The sequence below is a fragment of the Stenotrophomonas koreensis genome, from assembly GCF_001431525.1.
GTDB classification, from domain to species: Bacteria; Pseudomonadota; Gammaproteobacteria; order Xanthomonadales; family Xanthomonadaceae; genus Stenotrophomonas; species Stenotrophomonas koreensis.
Genome location: NZ_LDJH01000017.1, coordinates 92810 through 107869, shown reverse-complemented (window position 1 = coordinate 107869; position 15060 = coordinate 92810). Strand labels below are relative to the sequence as shown.

General features: G+C 67.5%; 17 protein-coding genes. 12 read left to right on the top strand and 5 right to left on the bottom strand.

Going from position 1 to position 15060, the window contains the following annotated elements:
• Positions 1–2: 2 nt before the first annotated feature.
• The 11 genes from ABB25_RS10620 to ABB25_RS10565 all read left to right on the top strand — a co-directional run bounded on the left by ABB25_RS10620 (position 3) and on the right by ABB25_RS10565 (position 10886).
• Entirely contained in the window at positions 3–908 is a 906-nt protein-coding gene (locus ABB25_RS10620; RefSeq protein WP_057666604.1) for a hypothetical protein, read from the top strand.
• Positions 905–1309 (top strand): hypothetical protein, encoded by a 405-nt coding sequence (locus ABB25_RS10615; protein ID WP_057666603.1) that lies wholly within the window; start codon positions 905–907, stop codon positions 1307–1309. The genes ABB25_RS10620 and ABB25_RS10615 overlap by 4 nt, the downstream gene beginning before the upstream one ends.
• Before the next feature lie 21 nt (positions 1310–1330).
• The gene (purD, locus tag ABB25_RS10610; RefSeq protein WP_057666600.1) at positions 1331–2635 is read left to right on the top strand and encodes a phosphoribosylamine--glycine ligase; all 1305 of its coding nucleotides are present in this window, start codon (positions 1331–1333) and stop codon (positions 2633–2635) included.
• 227 nt (positions 2636–2862) lie between these two features.
• A protein-coding gene (locus ABB25_RS10600; RefSeq protein ID WP_152981183.1) for an IS3 family transposase occupies positions 2863–4019 on the top strand; the annotation gives its coding sequence in 2 pieces (ribosomal slippage) (positions 2863–3103 and positions 3103–4019; 1158 coding nt in all).
• Positions 4020–4077: 58 nt separating this feature from the next.
• Positions 4078–4965: a YghX family hydrolase gene (yghX, locus tag ABB25_RS10595; protein WP_057666597.1), complete on the top strand. Its 888-nt coding sequence runs from the start codon at positions 4078–4080 to the stop codon at positions 4963–4965.
• 200 nt (positions 4966–5165) lie between these two features.
• Positions 5166–5345: a hypothetical protein gene (locus ABB25_RS10590; RefSeq protein ID WP_152981182.1), complete on the top strand. Its 180-nt coding sequence runs from the start codon at positions 5166–5168 to the stop codon at positions 5343–5345.
• A gap of 113 nt (positions 5346–5458) precedes the next feature.
• Positions 5459–7678: a YccS family putative transporter gene (gene yccS, locus ABB25_RS10585; RefSeq protein ID WP_057666593.1), complete on the top strand. Its 2220-nt coding sequence runs from the start codon at positions 5459–5461 to the stop codon at positions 7676–7678.
• A 49-nt stretch (positions 7679–7727) separates the two neighbouring features.
• On the top strand, positions 7728–9623 hold the full coding sequence (locus tag ABB25_RS10580) for an MFS transporter (RefSeq protein ID WP_057666591.1): 1896 nt from the start codon (positions 7728–7730) through the stop codon (positions 9621–9623).
• 65 nt (positions 9624–9688) lie between these two features.
• A complete protein-coding gene (locus tag ABB25_RS10575; RefSeq protein WP_211259312.1) occupies positions 9689–10009 on the top strand; it encodes a hypothetical protein in 321 nt (106 codons plus the stop codon).
• Between the two features lie 118 nt (positions 10010–10127).
• Positions 10128–10403: a CD225/dispanin family protein gene (locus ABB25_RS10570; protein ID WP_057666587.1), complete on the top strand. Its 276-nt coding sequence runs from the start codon at positions 10128–10130 to the stop codon at positions 10401–10403.
• A gap of 57 nt (positions 10404–10460) precedes the next feature.
• A complete protein-coding gene (locus ABB25_RS10565) occupies positions 10461–10886 on the top strand; it encodes a DUF2752 domain-containing protein (RefSeq protein ID WP_057666585.1) in 426 nt (141 codons plus the stop codon).
• 23 nt (positions 10887–10909) lie between these two features.
• Here ABB25_RS10565 and ampE read toward each other — a convergent pair whose 3' ends face one another.
• From ampE to ABB25_RS10540, 5 genes are read right to left on the bottom strand one after another with little or no spacing between them, the layout of a single operon-like run.
• A complete protein-coding gene (gene ampE / locus ABB25_RS10560) occupies positions 10910–11761 on the bottom strand; it encodes a regulatory signaling modulator protein AmpE (protein ID WP_152981181.1) in 852 nt (283 codons plus the stop codon).
• A gap of 25 nt (positions 11762–11786) precedes the next feature.
• The gene (gene nudC, locus ABB25_RS10555) at positions 11787–12689 is read right to left on the bottom strand and encodes an NAD(+) diphosphatase (RefSeq protein ID WP_057666580.1); all 903 of its coding nucleotides are present in this window, start codon (positions 12687–12689) and stop codon (positions 11787–11789) included.
• A gap of 42 nt (positions 12690–12731) precedes the next feature.
• Entirely contained in the window at positions 12732–13121 is a 390-nt protein-coding gene (gene erpA, locus ABB25_RS10550; protein WP_057666578.1) for an iron-sulfur cluster insertion protein ErpA, read from the bottom strand.
• A gap of 32 nt (positions 13122–13153) precedes the next feature.
• Positions 13154–13570, bottom strand: coding sequence for a bactofilin family protein (locus tag ABB25_RS10545; RefSeq protein ID WP_057666676.1), 417 nt, complete (start codon positions 13568–13570; stop codon positions 13154–13156).
• 5 nt (positions 13571–13575) lie between these two features.
• A complete protein-coding gene (locus ABB25_RS10540; protein ID WP_057666577.1) occupies positions 13576–14295 on the bottom strand; it encodes a DUF6776 family protein in 720 nt (239 codons plus the stop codon).
• 140 nt (positions 14296–14435) lie between these two features.
• Here ABB25_RS10540 and ABB25_RS10535 point away from each other — a divergent pair, with 140 nt between their 5' ends.
• Positions 14436–15059: a DUF4126 domain-containing protein gene (locus ABB25_RS10535; RefSeq protein ID WP_057666575.1), complete on the top strand. Its 624-nt coding sequence runs from the start codon at positions 14436–14438 to the stop codon at positions 15057–15059.
• Position 15060 lies beyond the last annotated feature (1 nt).

Below are 15060 nucleotides of genomic sequence, written 5' to 3'. Positions count from 1 at the left end.
CGATGCGCACACGTCACCTGACTTCCAGCGCGTGTGCGCTGCTGCTCGCTGCCGGCCTGGCCGGTTGCGGCCTGTTCGATGCCACCCCGGCAGCCGACAGCGCCAGCGAGCAGCCACCGCCGCCCAGCGCCCCGGCGCAACTGAGCGCCAGCGAACGCGCCAGCCGCCTGGCCAGCTGGCGGCGGGCCACCTACGGCGAGCAGGCCAGCGCCGACCAGGCCTGGCGCGACCGCGACGGCAACCGTCCGCTGCACCGCTACCAGTGCCTGGACGAGGCGGTGGAGATCGCCGGCATCCAGCACAGCCTGGTGGCCATCTGCGCCAACCGCGACGATGCCGCCGCCGATGAGCCCGGCCTGCTCGACCTCTGGCTGCTGCGCGCCGATGCCAACGGCGGCCTGGAAACGGTCGACGGCCGGCGTGGCATCACCCTGGGCAGCGGCGGCGTGGTCGGCAGCCTGTCGCTGGTCGCGCTCGGCCCGGACATTCCCGGCGTGGCCATCGAGGCCGGCGTGGGCGATGCCAACCAGGCCATGCAGAACGAAACCGTGCTGATGGCGGTGGATCAGCAGCAGCTGCGCCAGGTGGCGCGCTTTTTGAGCCGCTACGACAACCATGCCCAGCTGCAGTGCACCAGCGCCGGCAGCAGTGATGATGACGCGCTGGCCCCCAACAGCGATGCCGCCGCGGCCGCCGCCCTGCCCAGCCCCGACTGCGAGGCCGGCCTGCGCCAGCTGCGCAGCCAGTGGCAGGCCGACAGCAGCCGCACCGACAGCGGTTTCTGGCCGCTGGAACTGCGCTTCAGCGGCGTGGCCTGCGGCAACGCGGTGATCCAGAACCTGCGCCTGGAATACGACCCGGCCCAGCGCCACTACCCTTCCCCCGAACTGGACAGCCATTGCCGATGAGCCCTCGCCTGTTGCCACTGCTTGCCTTGCTGCCCCTGCTCGCCGCCTGCCAGGGCAACGGCCTGGGCCAGGCGCGCGAGGCGGCCATTGCCGCCAGCAATGCCGCCCTGCCGGCGCCCTATCGCGATGGCCTGGTCACCGAGCGGGCATTTGCCGGCGGCGCCGACTTGGTGCTGGAAATCCGCTTTGCCGAGGCCCGCGTCGCCCAGCTCGATGCCAAACCGCACCTGCGCGATGCGCTGGAAGCCGACGAAACCGAAGCGATGACCGAGCTGTGCGACAGCCCGGCGCTGAAGCCCTACCTGGATGCCGGCGGCAGCGTGCGCCGGCGCTTCGTCGATGCCGATGGCGCCCTGTTCTTCGAAGCCAGGCTGCCGGCTGACACCTGCCCCACTTCCTGACCTGTTACGGACACATCCCCCATGAAGATCCTTGTCATCGGTTCCGGCGGCCGCGAGCACGCCCTGGCCTGGAAGCTGGCCCAGTCCGCCCGCGTCAGCGAGGTGCTGGTCGCCCCCGGCAACGCCGGCACCGCGTTGGAGCCCAGGTGCCGCAACGTCGCGGTCAAGGTCAGCGACATCGACGGCCTGCTCAAGCTGGCCATCGATGAAGGCGTCGGCCTGACCGTGGTCGGCCCGGAAGTGCCGCTGGTGCTGGGCGTGGTCGATGCCTTCCGTGCCGCCGGCTTGCGTATCTTCGGGCCGACCGCCGCCGCCGCCCAGCTGGAAGGCAGCAAGGCGTTCGCCAAGGATTTCCTCGCCCGCCACGGCATCCCGACCGCGTTCTACGCCGTGCACACGGATGTGGACGCCGCGCTGGCCTACGTGCGTGAGAAGGGCGCCCCGATCGTGATCAAGGCCGACGGCCTGGCCGCCGGCAAGGGCGTGATCGTGGCGATGACCCTGGCCGAGGCCGAGGACGCCGTGCGCGACATGCTCAGCGGCAATGCCTTCGGCGATGCCGGCGCCCGCGTGGTCATCGAGGAATTCCTCGAGGGCGAAGAAGCCAGCTTCATCTCCATGGTCGATGGCACCACCGCCCTGCCGATGGCCACCAGCCAGGACCACAAGCGCGTGGGCGATGGCGACACCGGCCCCAACACCGGCGGCATGGGCGCCTACTCCCCGGCCCCGGTCGTCACCCCGGAAGTGCATGCGCGCGTGATGCGCGAGGTGGTCAACCCGACCGTGCAGGGCATGATCAAGGACGGCGTACCGTTCACCGGCTTCCTGTATGCCGGGCTGATGATTGATGCGGCCGGCGCGCCCAAGGTCATCGAATTCAACGTCCGCTTCGGCGACCCGGAAACCCAGCCGGTGATGCTGCGCCTGACCTCCGACCTGGTCGACCTCATCGAAGCCGCGATCGACGGCAAGCTCGCCACCACCACCGCCCAGTGGGATGAACGCCCCAGCCTGGGCGTGGTCATGGCCGCCAAACCGTACCCGGAAAGCCCGATCACCGGCGATGTCATCACCGGCCTGGACAGCGACCTGGGCGATATCCAGCACGGCGGCGCCAAGGTCTTCCACGCCGGCACCGCACAGGATGCCGATGGCAACATCATCAGTGCCGGCGGCCGCGTGCTCTGCGTTGCTGCCCTTGGCTCCTCGGTGGCCGACGCCCAGGCCAATGCCTATGCCGGTGTGGCCAAGGTCAACTGGGCCAACGAGTTTCACCGCTTGGATATCGGCTGGCGCGCGATTGCGCGCGAGCAGCAGGCGTAACAGCGGGAGCGCGGGACATTGCTGGAAGACAAGACGGGGCGCCCATTGGGCGCCCCGTTTTTATGGCAGTAACTTCAACCTGACCCCGTTGATCCGAGAGTGGAGCAAGCTTGAAAGCATGTTGCCTCCTGGAGAGTGGCCGCCCTATCGAGGGTTTGTTTCCAGGGGTTCACCCCCGTTTTCACGGACACTTACAAGAAGGCCGATCGAGGCCATGAGGAGTGTTCATGTCAAAGCGTCGCAAGTTCAGTGCCGAGTTCAAGCGTGGCGCGGTGGAGCAAGCCAGTCGGCCCGGTGTCAGCTGCGCCCAGGTGGCCCGTGAGCTGGGCATCCGCGACAGTCTGCTGACCCGCTGGAAGCGGGAGGCGGAGACGGTGGGGAAAGCCGCCTTTGCGGGTACCGGGAGCCCGCGTGACGAGGAGGTTGCCCGGCTCAAGCGCGAGTTGGCCAGGATCACCAAGGAGCGGGATTTTTTGCGAGAAGCGGCGACGTTCTTTGCCAAGGCATCATCCTGAGGTATCAGGTGATCGAACGTTGCCGCGATGAGTTTCCGATTCGCCTGATGTGCCGCTGCCTGCGGGTATCGACCAGTGGCTACTACGACTGGAGCAAGCGACTGCCCAGTGCCCGCCAGCGCGACAACGAGCGCTTGCTGAGCCGTATCCATGCGCTGCATCAGGACAGCCGGGGCACGCTGGGGGCCGGCCGCATGCAGGAAGCTCTGGTCGAGGAAGGGCTGACGGCCAGTCGAAATCGGGTTGCCCGATTGATGGCGGCAGCGGGCCTGCAGGGCTGGCCACGCCCGAAACGGCGTGGCCAGCGCGCTCAACCGACACTGACGCCGCCGGGCGTGCGCAACCTGCTGGAGCGTGATTTCAGCGCCCTGGAGCCGGAAACCAAGTGGGTGACCGACATCACCGAGATCAAGACCCAGCAGGCCAAGCTGTATCTGTGCGTCGTGCTGGACCTGTTTGACCAGCGCATTGTGGGTTGGTCCATGCACCACCGCCAGGACCGGCAGATGGTGATCAGGGCCGTGCAGATGGCGGTTTGGCAGCGTCAGGAGCAGCATCCGCTGATCCTGCATTCCGATCGAGGCAGCCAATTTCGTAGCGGTGATTACCAGGACTACCTGGCCGCCAACGGCCTGCTCTGCTCGATGAGTGCGGTGGGGCATTGTGGCGACAATGCAGCCTGCGAGGGCTTTTTCGGATTGCTCAAGCGCGAGCGGATCTATCGCACAACGTATCCCACACTCGATGCCGCCCGGTCCGATGTGTTCGAATACATCGAGCGCCGCCACAACCCCAGGATGCGACGGCGACGGGTCAAACAGGATCAGAAGTTTTCAGCCCTTTCCAAACAGTCCGTGATTTCGGGGTAGAACCCATCCGCGCACACGCCTCTGTTAGCTTCTCCCCATCCCACCCGGAGAGCTCCCCATGCCCCGACTGACCGCCAAGGATTTCGCGCCTGAGTTGCTGGAGCTGTATGACGGTTACGTCCACGGCAAGCTGAGCCGCCGGGATTTCCTTGAGCGCGCGGCCACCTATGCGGTGGGCAGCCTGACCGCGGTGGGCATTCTGGCGGCACTGAGCCCGGATTACGCGCTGGCCGCGCAGGTGAGCTTCACCGACCCGGACATCGTCGCCGAGTACATCACCTACCCCTCGCCCAATGGCCACGGCCAGGTGCGCGCCTACCAGGTGCGCCCGGCAAAGGCCGATGGCCCGCTGCCCGGCGTGGTGGTGGTGCACGAGAACCGCGGCCTGAACCCCTACATCGAGGATGTGGCGCGGCGTGTGGCCAAGGCCGGTTACCTCGCACTGGCGCCGGACGGGCTGAGCTCGGTGGGCGGTTATCCGGGCAATGACGACCGTGGCCGCGAGCTGCAGGCGCAGGTCGATCCGGCCAGGCTGATGAACGACTTCTTCGCCGCCATCGACTACCTGCTGGCCGAGGGCCGCACCACCGGCAAGGTCGGCATCACCGGCTTCTGCTATGGCGGTGGTGTGTGCAATGCCGCGGCCGTGGCCTACCCCGAGCTGGCCGCCGCGGTGCCGTTCTATGGCCGCCAGGCCGACCCGGCCGATGTGCCGAAGATCCAGGCGCCGCTGCTGCTGCACTTTGCGCAAACCGATGAGCGCGTCAACGCCACCTGGCCGGCGTACGAGGCCGCGCTGAAAGCCAACGGCAAGGTGTACGAGGCGCACATCTACCCGGGCACGAACCACGGCTTCCACAACGATTCCACCCCGCGCTATGACGAGGCGGCGGCGAAGCTGGCCTGGGAGCGCACGCTGGCCTGGTTTGCGCGCTACCTGCGCTGAGCCGGTACTTGCAAACAAGGTGCAGGCCAACCGCCGCACGGCGTGCCATACCGCACGCCGCGCAACGGTACTGATGCCCGCCAGGGCCATGCAGGTATCACCGACGCCGGCCAGGTTTTGTCACCAATCAATGCAGCGCGCGGCCGGATCGGCCACCATGTGGCAACCGCCAGCATTGGCAGGATTGCATGGAGAAAGAGATGCCCGAATATGCGTGGGTACTGGTAGCGGTACTGCTGTTGATTCCATCCCTGGTCATCGGTTGGCTGCGCTTTGTACTGAAGAAGGAACGCAGCGCGATCAGTGGTTTTGGCGGGATGATCTTTGCCTTCAGCACCCTGGGCGTGGCGCTGTGGGTGATCTTCGACAAGCTGGCCTGAGTGCCGGCCCGGCCACCGGCTGAGCCGCCAGCGGCCGGCAGCCAGCCGCGCGCACTGCAACCTGCGCGCCACCGGCGGCGCGGATAATGACCCCACCTTCGAGCATTGCTGCCATGCCCGGCCAACTCTCCCGCCTGGGGCGCCTGTGGGCGCATGAAAAATCCAGCTACGGCCTGCGCGTGAGCACGGCGCTGGCCGCGGCCATTGCCTATGGCTGGTACGGCGGGCAGATCGGCGCGATTCCCGGCCTGTTCCTGGGCATCATCGCCAGCGCGATTGCCGAAACCGATGACAACTGGTGGGGGCGCAGCAAGGCGGTGGCGCTGTCGCTGGCCTGCTTCGCGCTGGCCGGCGCGGCGGTGGTGGCGCTGTTCCCGTACCCGCTGCTGCTGATCACCGGGCTGGCGCTGGCGGCCTTCGCGCTGACCCTGCTCGGCGCGCTGGGCGAGCGTTACGGCTCGATCGGCCAGGCCACGGTGACCCTGGCACTGTACGCGATGATCGCGCTGGACCAGCTGCCCGCCAATACGGCGCCCGCGCCGGCCTGGCACGAGGTCGGCCACCTGCTCGCAGGGGCAGCCGGCTACGGGTTGCTGTCGATCGTGTGGACGGCGCTGTTTGCCAACCGCCCGGTGCGCGAGGCACTGGCCCGGCTGTATGGCGAGCTGGGCCATTACCTGCGCCTGAAAGCGGCGATGTTCGAGCCGGTGCACGATGCCGACCATGCCGCGATGCAGCTGGCGCTGGCCGAGCAGAACGGGCGCGTGGTCGCGGCACTGAACACCGCCAAGAACGCCATCCTCGCCCGTTTCGGCCGCTCCGGCCGGCCGGGGGTGCGCTCGGGCCTGTATCTGCGGCTGTACTACATGGCGCAGGATTTCCACGAGCGCGCCAGCTCCTCGCACTACCCGTATGCCGACCTGAGCGCGGCCTTCTTCCATTCCGATGTGCTGTACCGCGCCAACCGCGTGCTGGTACTGGAGGGCAAGGCCTGCCAGGCACTGGGCGAGGCGGTGCGGCTGCGCCAGGCCTACACCCATGCACCGCGCCTGGCCGCGGCGCTGGACGACCTGGACGGTGCGCTGGACTGGCTGCACACCCGCAACAACCCGCAGTGGACCCCGCTGCTGGGCGCGCTGCGCCTGCTGCGGCGCAACCTCGGTGCGATCGAGCGCCAGCTGGCCGCCGCCAACCTCAATGACAGCACCCTGGACGGGATGGATACCCGGCTGCGCGATTCCAACCCGCGCACCCTGCTGGAGATGGGCCGGCGCCTGCGCCAGCAGCTGACCCCGACCTCGGTGCTGTTCCGGCATGGCGTGCGCATCGCACTGGCACTGGTGGCCGGCTATGCGCTGATGCACCTGCTCAACGCCGCCAATGGCTACTGGATCCTGCTGACCACGGTGTTCGTGTGCCGGCCGCACTTTGGCGCCACCCGCCTGCGCCTGGTCCAGCGCATCGTCGGCACGGTGGCCGGCCTGCTCGCCACCTGGGCGCTGCTGCAGCTGTTCCCGGCCATGCCCGGCCAGCTGCTGATCGCCTTTGCCGGCGCGCTGCTGTTCTTCATCTGCCGCAATGACCGCTACATCGCCGCCACCGCCGGCATCACCCTGATGGCGCTGACCTGCTTCAACCTGCTTGGCGATGGCTTCGTGCTGATCGGCGCGCGCCTGCTCGATACCGTCATCGGCTGCGTGATTGCCGCCGCCGCCTCGCTGTGGATCCTGCCGGACTGGCAGGGCCGGCGCCTGCATGCGGTGATGGGCAATGTCGCCGCCACCGCCTCGCGCTACCTGGAACAGGTGCTGCTGCAATACCGCGACGGCAAGCGCGACGACCTGCCCTGGCGGATCGCCCGGCGCGACATGCACAACGCCGATGCCGCGCTGTCGGTAGCACTGGGCAACATGCTGCGCGAACCGCCGCGGGTACGCCCCAACCTGGATGCCGGCTTCCGCTTCCTGGCCCTGTCCAACACCCTGCTCGGCCACCTCTCGGCGCTGGGCGCACACCGCGAGCAGCTGCCGGCCCTGGCGCAGGACCAGGCGGCACTGGCGGCCGGACAGTACATCCACCAGGCACTGGCCGGCATTGCCCAGGCACTGGCCAGCCGGCAGGCCCTGCCGGCCGCACAGGGCGACGAACGGGCGATGGCGCAGGCACTGGAGGAGGACAGCAGCGCGCTGGACGAACGCCTGGGGCTGATCCACACCCAGCTGGCGTTGGTGCTGCGCCTGCTGCCGCGCCTGCGCCAGGCCGCCGGTGCCGCCGCAGGCCTGTCCACCCTGCTGCCACCGCCAGCGCCGCAACCCGTTGTTGCCAGCCAGTAAAAACCGCAGGCGCTCTGCTAGGCTCACAGCGCTATTGAAGGAGCCATGGATGTCCGCCCCCAACCAGTTTGCCCTGCTGCGCCAGCGCCGCTTTGCACCGTATTTCCTCGTCCAGGCCCTGGGGGCCTTCAACGACAACGTCTACCGCCAGGCCATCATCGGCCTGCTGTTCTGGCTGGGCCTGGATGCGGACCAGCGCGGGCTGTATGCCACCTTGGCCCCGGCCATCTTCATTGCCCCGTATTTCCTGTTCTCGGCCATTGCCGGGCAGGTGGCCGACAAGCTGGAAAAACAACGGCTGATCGTGATCACCACCGCGATGGAGATCGCCATCATGTCGCTGGCGGCGGTGGGCTTTGTCAGCCAGAACCTGCCGCTGCTGCTGGTGGCACTGTTTGCCACCGGGGTGCAGTCCACCCTGTTCGGCCCGGTGAAATACTCGGTGTTGCCGGCGATCCTCAAGCCGGAGGAACTGACCGGCGGCAACGGTCTGGTCGAGATGGGCACCTCGATCTCGATCCTGTGCGGGATGATCACCGGCGGGCTGATCTTCTACCTGGCCGGCGAACAGGGCCCGGTGGTGGCAGCCACGGCCATCGTGCTGCTGGCGGTGGCCGGCAACCTGGTGGCGCGGCTGATCCCGCGCCTGCCGGCCGGCGAGCCGGGGCTGCGCATCGGCTGGAACCCGCTGCCCGAATCGCTGCGCGCCCTGCGCCTGGCCAAGCAGCAGCTGGCGGTGCGCAACGCCATCCTCGGCGTGTCCTGGTTCTGGTTCTTCGGCACCATCATCACCTCGCTGCTGCCGGTCTGGGCCGAGCGCAACCTCGGCGGCGTGGCCGATTCCAGCCTGCTCTACATCGCCGCGCTGGCGCTGTTTTCGATCGGCACCGGGGCCGGCTCGCTGTTGTGCGAAAAGCTGTCCGGGCGCACGGTGGAAATCGGCCTGGTGCCGCTGGGCGCGTTCGGCATGAGCGCCTTCCTGCTGGACCTGTACTTCGCCCGCCCGGGCGCGGCACCGGTAGGCGGCCTGCAGCTGGCCGACTTCCTGGCCCAGCCCGGCAGCACCCGGATCATCATCGACCTGCTCGGCATCGGCTTTTCCACCGGCCTGTTCGTGGTGCCGCTTTTTGCGCTGATCCAGAGCCGTACCCCCAACCACCAGATGGCGCGCGTGTTTGCCGCGCTGAACATCCAGAACTCCGGCTTCATCGTCGCCGCCGCCGGCGTGGGCCTGCTGACCCAGCAGCTGCTGGGCTGGAGCGCGCCGCAGCTGCTGCTGGCGCTGGCCATCGCCAATGCACTGGTGGCAGTCTGGATCTTCTCGATCGTGCCCGAATTTGCGATGCGCTTTGCCAGCTGGCTGATGGTGCGCACGCTGTACCGCCTGCGCGTGGCCGGGGTCGAGGAGCATGTGCCCGACGAAGGCGCCGCGGTGCTGGTGTGCAACCACGTCAGCTACATGGATGCGCTGATCCTGGCGGCGGTGATTCCGCGCCCGGTGCGCTTTGTCATGTACTACCGGATCTTCAACATCCCGTTCATGCGCTGGATCTTCCGCACCGCCAAGGCCATCCCGATTGCCAGCCCGAAGGAAGACGCCGCGCTGATGCAGCGCGCCTTTGACAGCATCGACCAGGCACTTGCCAACGGCGAGCTGGTGCTGATCTTCCCGGAAGGCAAGCTCACCGCCGATGGCAACATCAACCCGTTCAAGAGTGGCGTGGAAAAGATCCTGCAACGGCGCCCGGTACCGGTGGTGCCGATGGCACTGCGCGGCATGTGGGCTAGTATGTGGAGCCGCCGCGATAGCCGCCTGGGGCGGATGCGGGTGCCGCGGCGTCTACGTGCACGTATCCAGGTCATTGCCCAGGCAGCGTTGCCGGCCAGCAGCACCGCTGCCGAGCTGGAAGCCTGCGTGCGCGGCCTGCGCGGCGAGCATGCCTGACCTCAACTCCGTGTCGGCGGCCCGGGCCAACCGTCCGTGTCGCCGCCACCCGCCAAGGATTGCCGATGAATTCGTCATTGCCACCCCCTGCCCCCGTACAACCAGCGCAGGTGGTGCACCACCATTACCACCCGCAGAAATCGCCGGGCGTGGCCGCCCTGCTGGAAGTGCTGCCGGCATTTTTCCAGATCTTCGGCCTGGGCCACATCTACGCCGGCAACGTAGTCACCGGGCTGCTGCTGATGTTTGGCTGGTGGCTGGTGTGCGCGGTCAACTTCGTGCTGCTGTTCGTGCTGGTCGGCTACATCACCTGGCCGCTGTGCTGGATCGCGGCGGTGATCGTCTCCTCGCTGTGGGCGGCAAGCTCGGCGCGCTCGGCCAAGTGATGCCCATTGGCCATTGGTCGGCTGCAGTTTTTGTGCGCTACACCGATAATGAATGGGCATTTCCTTCCAGTTTCATCCGCGCTGTTTCCCCAGTTCTTCCACCCATAGGTCTTTCATCATGAACAACGCTTCCACCCAGGTTCCCAACCACCTGGTCTGGGCCATCCTGGCCACCCTGTTCTGCTGCCTGCCGACCGGCATCGTCTCGATCATCCAGGCCGCCAAGGTCAATGGCCTGGTCGCCGCCGGCGATATCGCCGGTGCCCAGGCCGCCTCGGCCAGTGCCAAGAAGTGGGCGATCATCTCCGCCGGCGTCGCCATCGGCCTGACCGTGCTGTACATCCTGTTCTTCGTGGTCGTGGGCGGCATGGGCGCGATGTCCGGCAGCTACTGAGCCTTGCCTGGACTTGCAGGCCGGCACAGCACTGTGCCGGCCTGCCGGTGATTGCTCATGCGCAAGCGACTTGCCCGATTGGCCAACCATCGTCTTGCCACCGCCGCACTGGTCAGTGGCGGTGGTGCCGGCGCGTTGCTGCTGCTGCGCCTGGTTGACCCCAACCAGCCGGGCAGCCTGCTGCCGGCCTGTCCCTTCTTCAGCATCACCGGGCTGTTCTGCCCGGGCTGTGGCGCCACCCGCTGCCTGCACGCGCTGGCCCATTTCGATCTTTCCGCCGCGCTGGCAATGAATCCGCTGCTGGTGGTGAGCCTGCCGGCACTGGCCATTCTTACCGCCCACGGCGCCGGCCTGCTGCCGGCTGCGTTGTTGCCGCTGGCGCGCCAGCTGTGCCGTCCGGTTGCCTGGGGCGTGCTGCTGGCCAGCTATGGCATTGCGCGCAATCTGCCGTGGCAGCCCTTCAGCTGGCTGGCCCCGGGCTGAGCCAAGGCACCGGCCGGGGCGGATCAGCCCAGCCAGGCAGCCAGCTGCCAGAACAGCATCAACGCGCACCACAGGCCCATACAGCGCCAGCTCAGGCGCATGGCCCGGCGCAGCGTCGGCAGACGCTGCCAGAAGGAAGACACGCCAGCATCGTTGTCGTCCTCTTCCTCCGGCAGGGCAGCGGCCATCGTTGCCCCCAGCAGTGCTTCCAGCGACGGCGCCTGCCATCGCCCCTGCTGCTGCCAGGCGCCAATCACCGGACTGCAGTTCCCCATCAGCGCAAAGGACAACACCGCCAGCTGCGCCACCGGCCATTCCAGCAGGGCCAATACGCCGCGCAGGCGCTCATGCGCGGCCAGGCTCAGCGGGCCGGCCTGCGTGGACTGGCTGGCCAGCAGGCGGTAGCCCAGCGCGCCCACCGGGCCCAGCAGCAGGAACCAGAACACCACGCCCAGTGCCCGCCGCAACAACGCCACCGCCACCGCACGGGTCAGCGGCGCCGTCTCGCGGTCGGGCTCATTCATGTCGGCATACAGCGCTGCACGCGCCGCTTCCTGCGCTGGCGCATCCTCGGCCTCGATCAGCGCCTCGACATCGCGCTCCAGATCCCCAGGCCCCCAGCTCAACACCAGCACCAGCACGCTCAGCACGACGTAGACCGTTCCAAACAACCAGTCGCGCGCGAGCCACTGCAGCAAGGCCAGCGCCAGCAGCGGCAGCAGCCAGCTGACCAGCCAGCCCCACGGTGATGTGCCGGCACTCAGCGCCAGCCAGCGCGGCCACCACGCCAATGCCCGCTGCCGCCAATCCACCAGCGCCGGAACCACCTGGGAAAGCAGAATGGCCAACAGGGTGGCCACCAATGCAACCAACATGTTCTCTCCTGGTGCCGAGCCGGCGTTACTGCCCGCCGCGATCGTACCAGTGCGCGATCAAACTGCGCGCGATGGACAGCGCCGGCGGCAGGTGGATCGTGGGATGGGCCTCGGCCAGCGCCAGGCCGATGTCCTGGTGGCTGAACCAGGCCGCGTGCTCGAGCTCGCCATCGACCTGCGGCTGCCCGCCGACGGCGGTGGCAGCAAAACCGAGCATCAACGCGCCGGGGAAGGGCCAAGGTTGCGCGCCCTGGTAGCGGCAGCTGCTGGGCTCGACATGGATGCGGGTTTCTTCGTGCACCTCGCGGATCACCGCCTGCTCCAGGGTCTCGCCCGGTTCGACGAAGCCGGCAATCAGCGAGTGGCGGCCTGCCGGCCAGCTGGCCTGGCGGCCCAGCAGCAGCTGGCCCTCATGCTCGACCGCGACGATCACCGCCGGGTCCACCCGCGGGTAATGCTCGCTGCCACAGCCCTGGCAGCGGGCGACAAACCCGGCGCGCTCGTACGCCAGCGCCTGGCCACAACCGGCACAGAAACGGGTGCGCTGCTGCCAGTGCAGCATGCCGCGGGCATAGGCAAAACGCGCAGCCATCGTTGCCGGCCACTGGCTGGCGGCCTGGCGCAGTTCAACCACCGGCTCATCGGCGGCGACCGGCTCGATGCGGGCAAACCAGGGCAGTTGATCGTCGCGATCAATGCCCAGGAACAGGGCATCGGCCGGCAGCGTATCCAGTGACGCCGCCGGCCGCCGGGGCTGGCACTGGCCATCGGCATCAACTACCGCACGCAGTTCCGGGTCCAGCCGCAGCACGCGTGCACACGGCCACAACGCCGCCAGCGCAGCGCTGTCATGACGCAGGGGGTCGGCACGGTCAAGCCGCGCCTCGGTATAGGCGTGGGCGGCAAAGGCTGCAAAAGTCGGGTTCATGGCCGCCAGCCTGCCCGCTTGCCGGCGTGCCGGCAAGCCTGTTCAGACGCTGAAGCTCGAACCGCAGCCGCAGGTGGTCCTGGCATTCGGGTTGCGGATCACGAACTGGGCACCGGTCAGGCTTTCGCTGTAATCCACTTCGGCGCCCATCAGGTACTGCAGGCTGAGCGGATCCACCAGCAGGGTCACCCCTTCGGTGACGATGGCCAGGTCATCCTCGGCACGGTTTTCATCGAACTCGAAACCGTACTGGAAGCCGGAGCAGCCACCGCCCTGGATGTACACGCGCAGGGCCAGGTCGGCATTGCCTTCCTCGGCAATCAGCTCACGCACCTTGGCCGCAGCAGCGGCGGTGAACTGCATCGGGCGGTCAAGGGATTGGTAGTCAGGCGCCGGGGCAGCAGCCCCGGGCAGGGAAATCAGCGTGCTCATGCTGCTCAGGATGGGGGCAAGCCCCCATCGTTTCAAGCGTTGGAGGCCGCCAGCTTGAGGCTGACCGGGGCCGATTCAGCCTCATTGGCCGAACTGTGGATCAGACGCCCGGTGAGCTGGGCACCGGCAGCCATTTCCACCACCTGGTAATGGATGTTGCCATTGACCCGCGCGGTGGCGGTCAGCTCGACCCGCTCACTGGCGTGCACGTCGCCGTCCATGCGCCCGCTGATGACCACGGTGGAGGCCACGACCTGGCCCTCGACCACACCGTTTTCGGCAATCGTCAGCATCGCCTTGGCGCCTTCGCTGGCGACCAGCTTGCCGACCACCTTGCCCTCGACATACAGGCCACCGGCAAATTCCAGATCGCCACGAATGACCACCTGCGGGCCGATCAATGCGTCCACGACCATCTGGCTGTCACGCCCGCTTTTCTTTCCCAACACGTCTGTCATCCCCCTCTGGCGCCTGAAGCCAGTTTCCAATCAAAGGTCTGCACGGTGTTGCCGCCGGAACCGGACAGGCTTACCCGTACACGCTGCGGTGTGAAATCTGCCGGCAACATCACGCTGCCGTCCAGCTGCTGGAAATAACGGAACGAATAGGCCTGTCCCGCTACCCCCTGGCGTTGATGCAGTTCATCCCAGCTCACCGTGGTCAGCTTGCCATCCTTGACGCCCTCCACGGAGAAGCGCATCTGTCCCTGGCTGATTGCGCCACGGTTGAGGTTCTGGGTAAGCACGACAGTGTAGTGCCAACTGCCTGCCGCTTCCTGGCTGAATTCCACAGAATGGGCATTGAGCCCTTTGCGCTGGCTGGTGGATCCGACCAGACGCTCGTAGAAGGCGACATCCGCGCGCAGGCCGGCGATTTCTTCCTCACGTTCGGCCAATGAGGCCTGCACATCGGTCAGGGCGGCCCGGCTGATCCGGTCGGAGGCCTGGGCGGTGGCCTGCTGGCGGCTGAGCTGCTCGATCTGCTGCTGCGCCTTGGCCAGGGCCTGCCGGTCCTGAAGCGTGCCGGCGCTGCCCCCGCTGGTGCTGTGGGCCAGCCAGGCCACCAGCAGCAGCGACAACAACCACAACGGCAGCAGCCACCAGTACCGGCGCAACGGTGCCTCGGCCTGACCGTCAGCGACGATCTTGAAGCGTTTGGGACGGGGGGGCGTCATGACGTTCTCCTTGCGGCGGCCGCCTGACCGGCGACCATCGCTGGAGTTTAGCCAGCAAGCGATGAGCAAGGGAAAACTGGCATTGTCCGCCGCCATCGCAGATAGTTGCGGTCTTCTCTCCCTGGTGTGGGTGGTTTGCCATGTCCGAAGCACACATCTTCACCGCTGGCATCCTGCTGGCCTGGCTGGCGGGCATCCGTGTTTACCTGACCGTTTTCGGGGTCGGCATTGCCGGTCTGTTTGGCTGGGTGGAGCTGCCGCCAGCGCTGCAGGCCACCACCTCCTGGTGGGTGCTGGGCACCTCCGGGGCGCTGGCAGCGGTGGAGTTTTTCGCCGACAAACTGCCCGGTGTGGATTCGGTCTGGGACCTGCTGCAGACCCTGACCCGGGTACCGGCCGGTGCCTTCCTGGCCGCTGCGGCACTGTCGCCGGACGGCGAACTGAGCAACGGCGTGCTGGCCGCCGGCGCTGGTGTGGCCTTGACCAGCCATGGCATCAAAAGCGGCACCCGGATGCTGCTCAATACCTCGCCCGAACCTGCCAGCAACTGGCTGGCTTCGTTGTGGGAAGATGGCGTGGCGTTGTTTTCATTGCTGCTGGCAGTGGTTTCCCCGGTGCTGGCCCTGGTGTTCCTGATCGGTGCCAGTGCGCTGATCGCCACCTTGATGTGGCTGACGTGGTCGCTGCTGCGCCGGGGTATCCGGCGTTTTCTGGCGCGCCCGCAGCAGGATGTTTCCGTCTCACCTGACGCTTCACCCCGGTAAC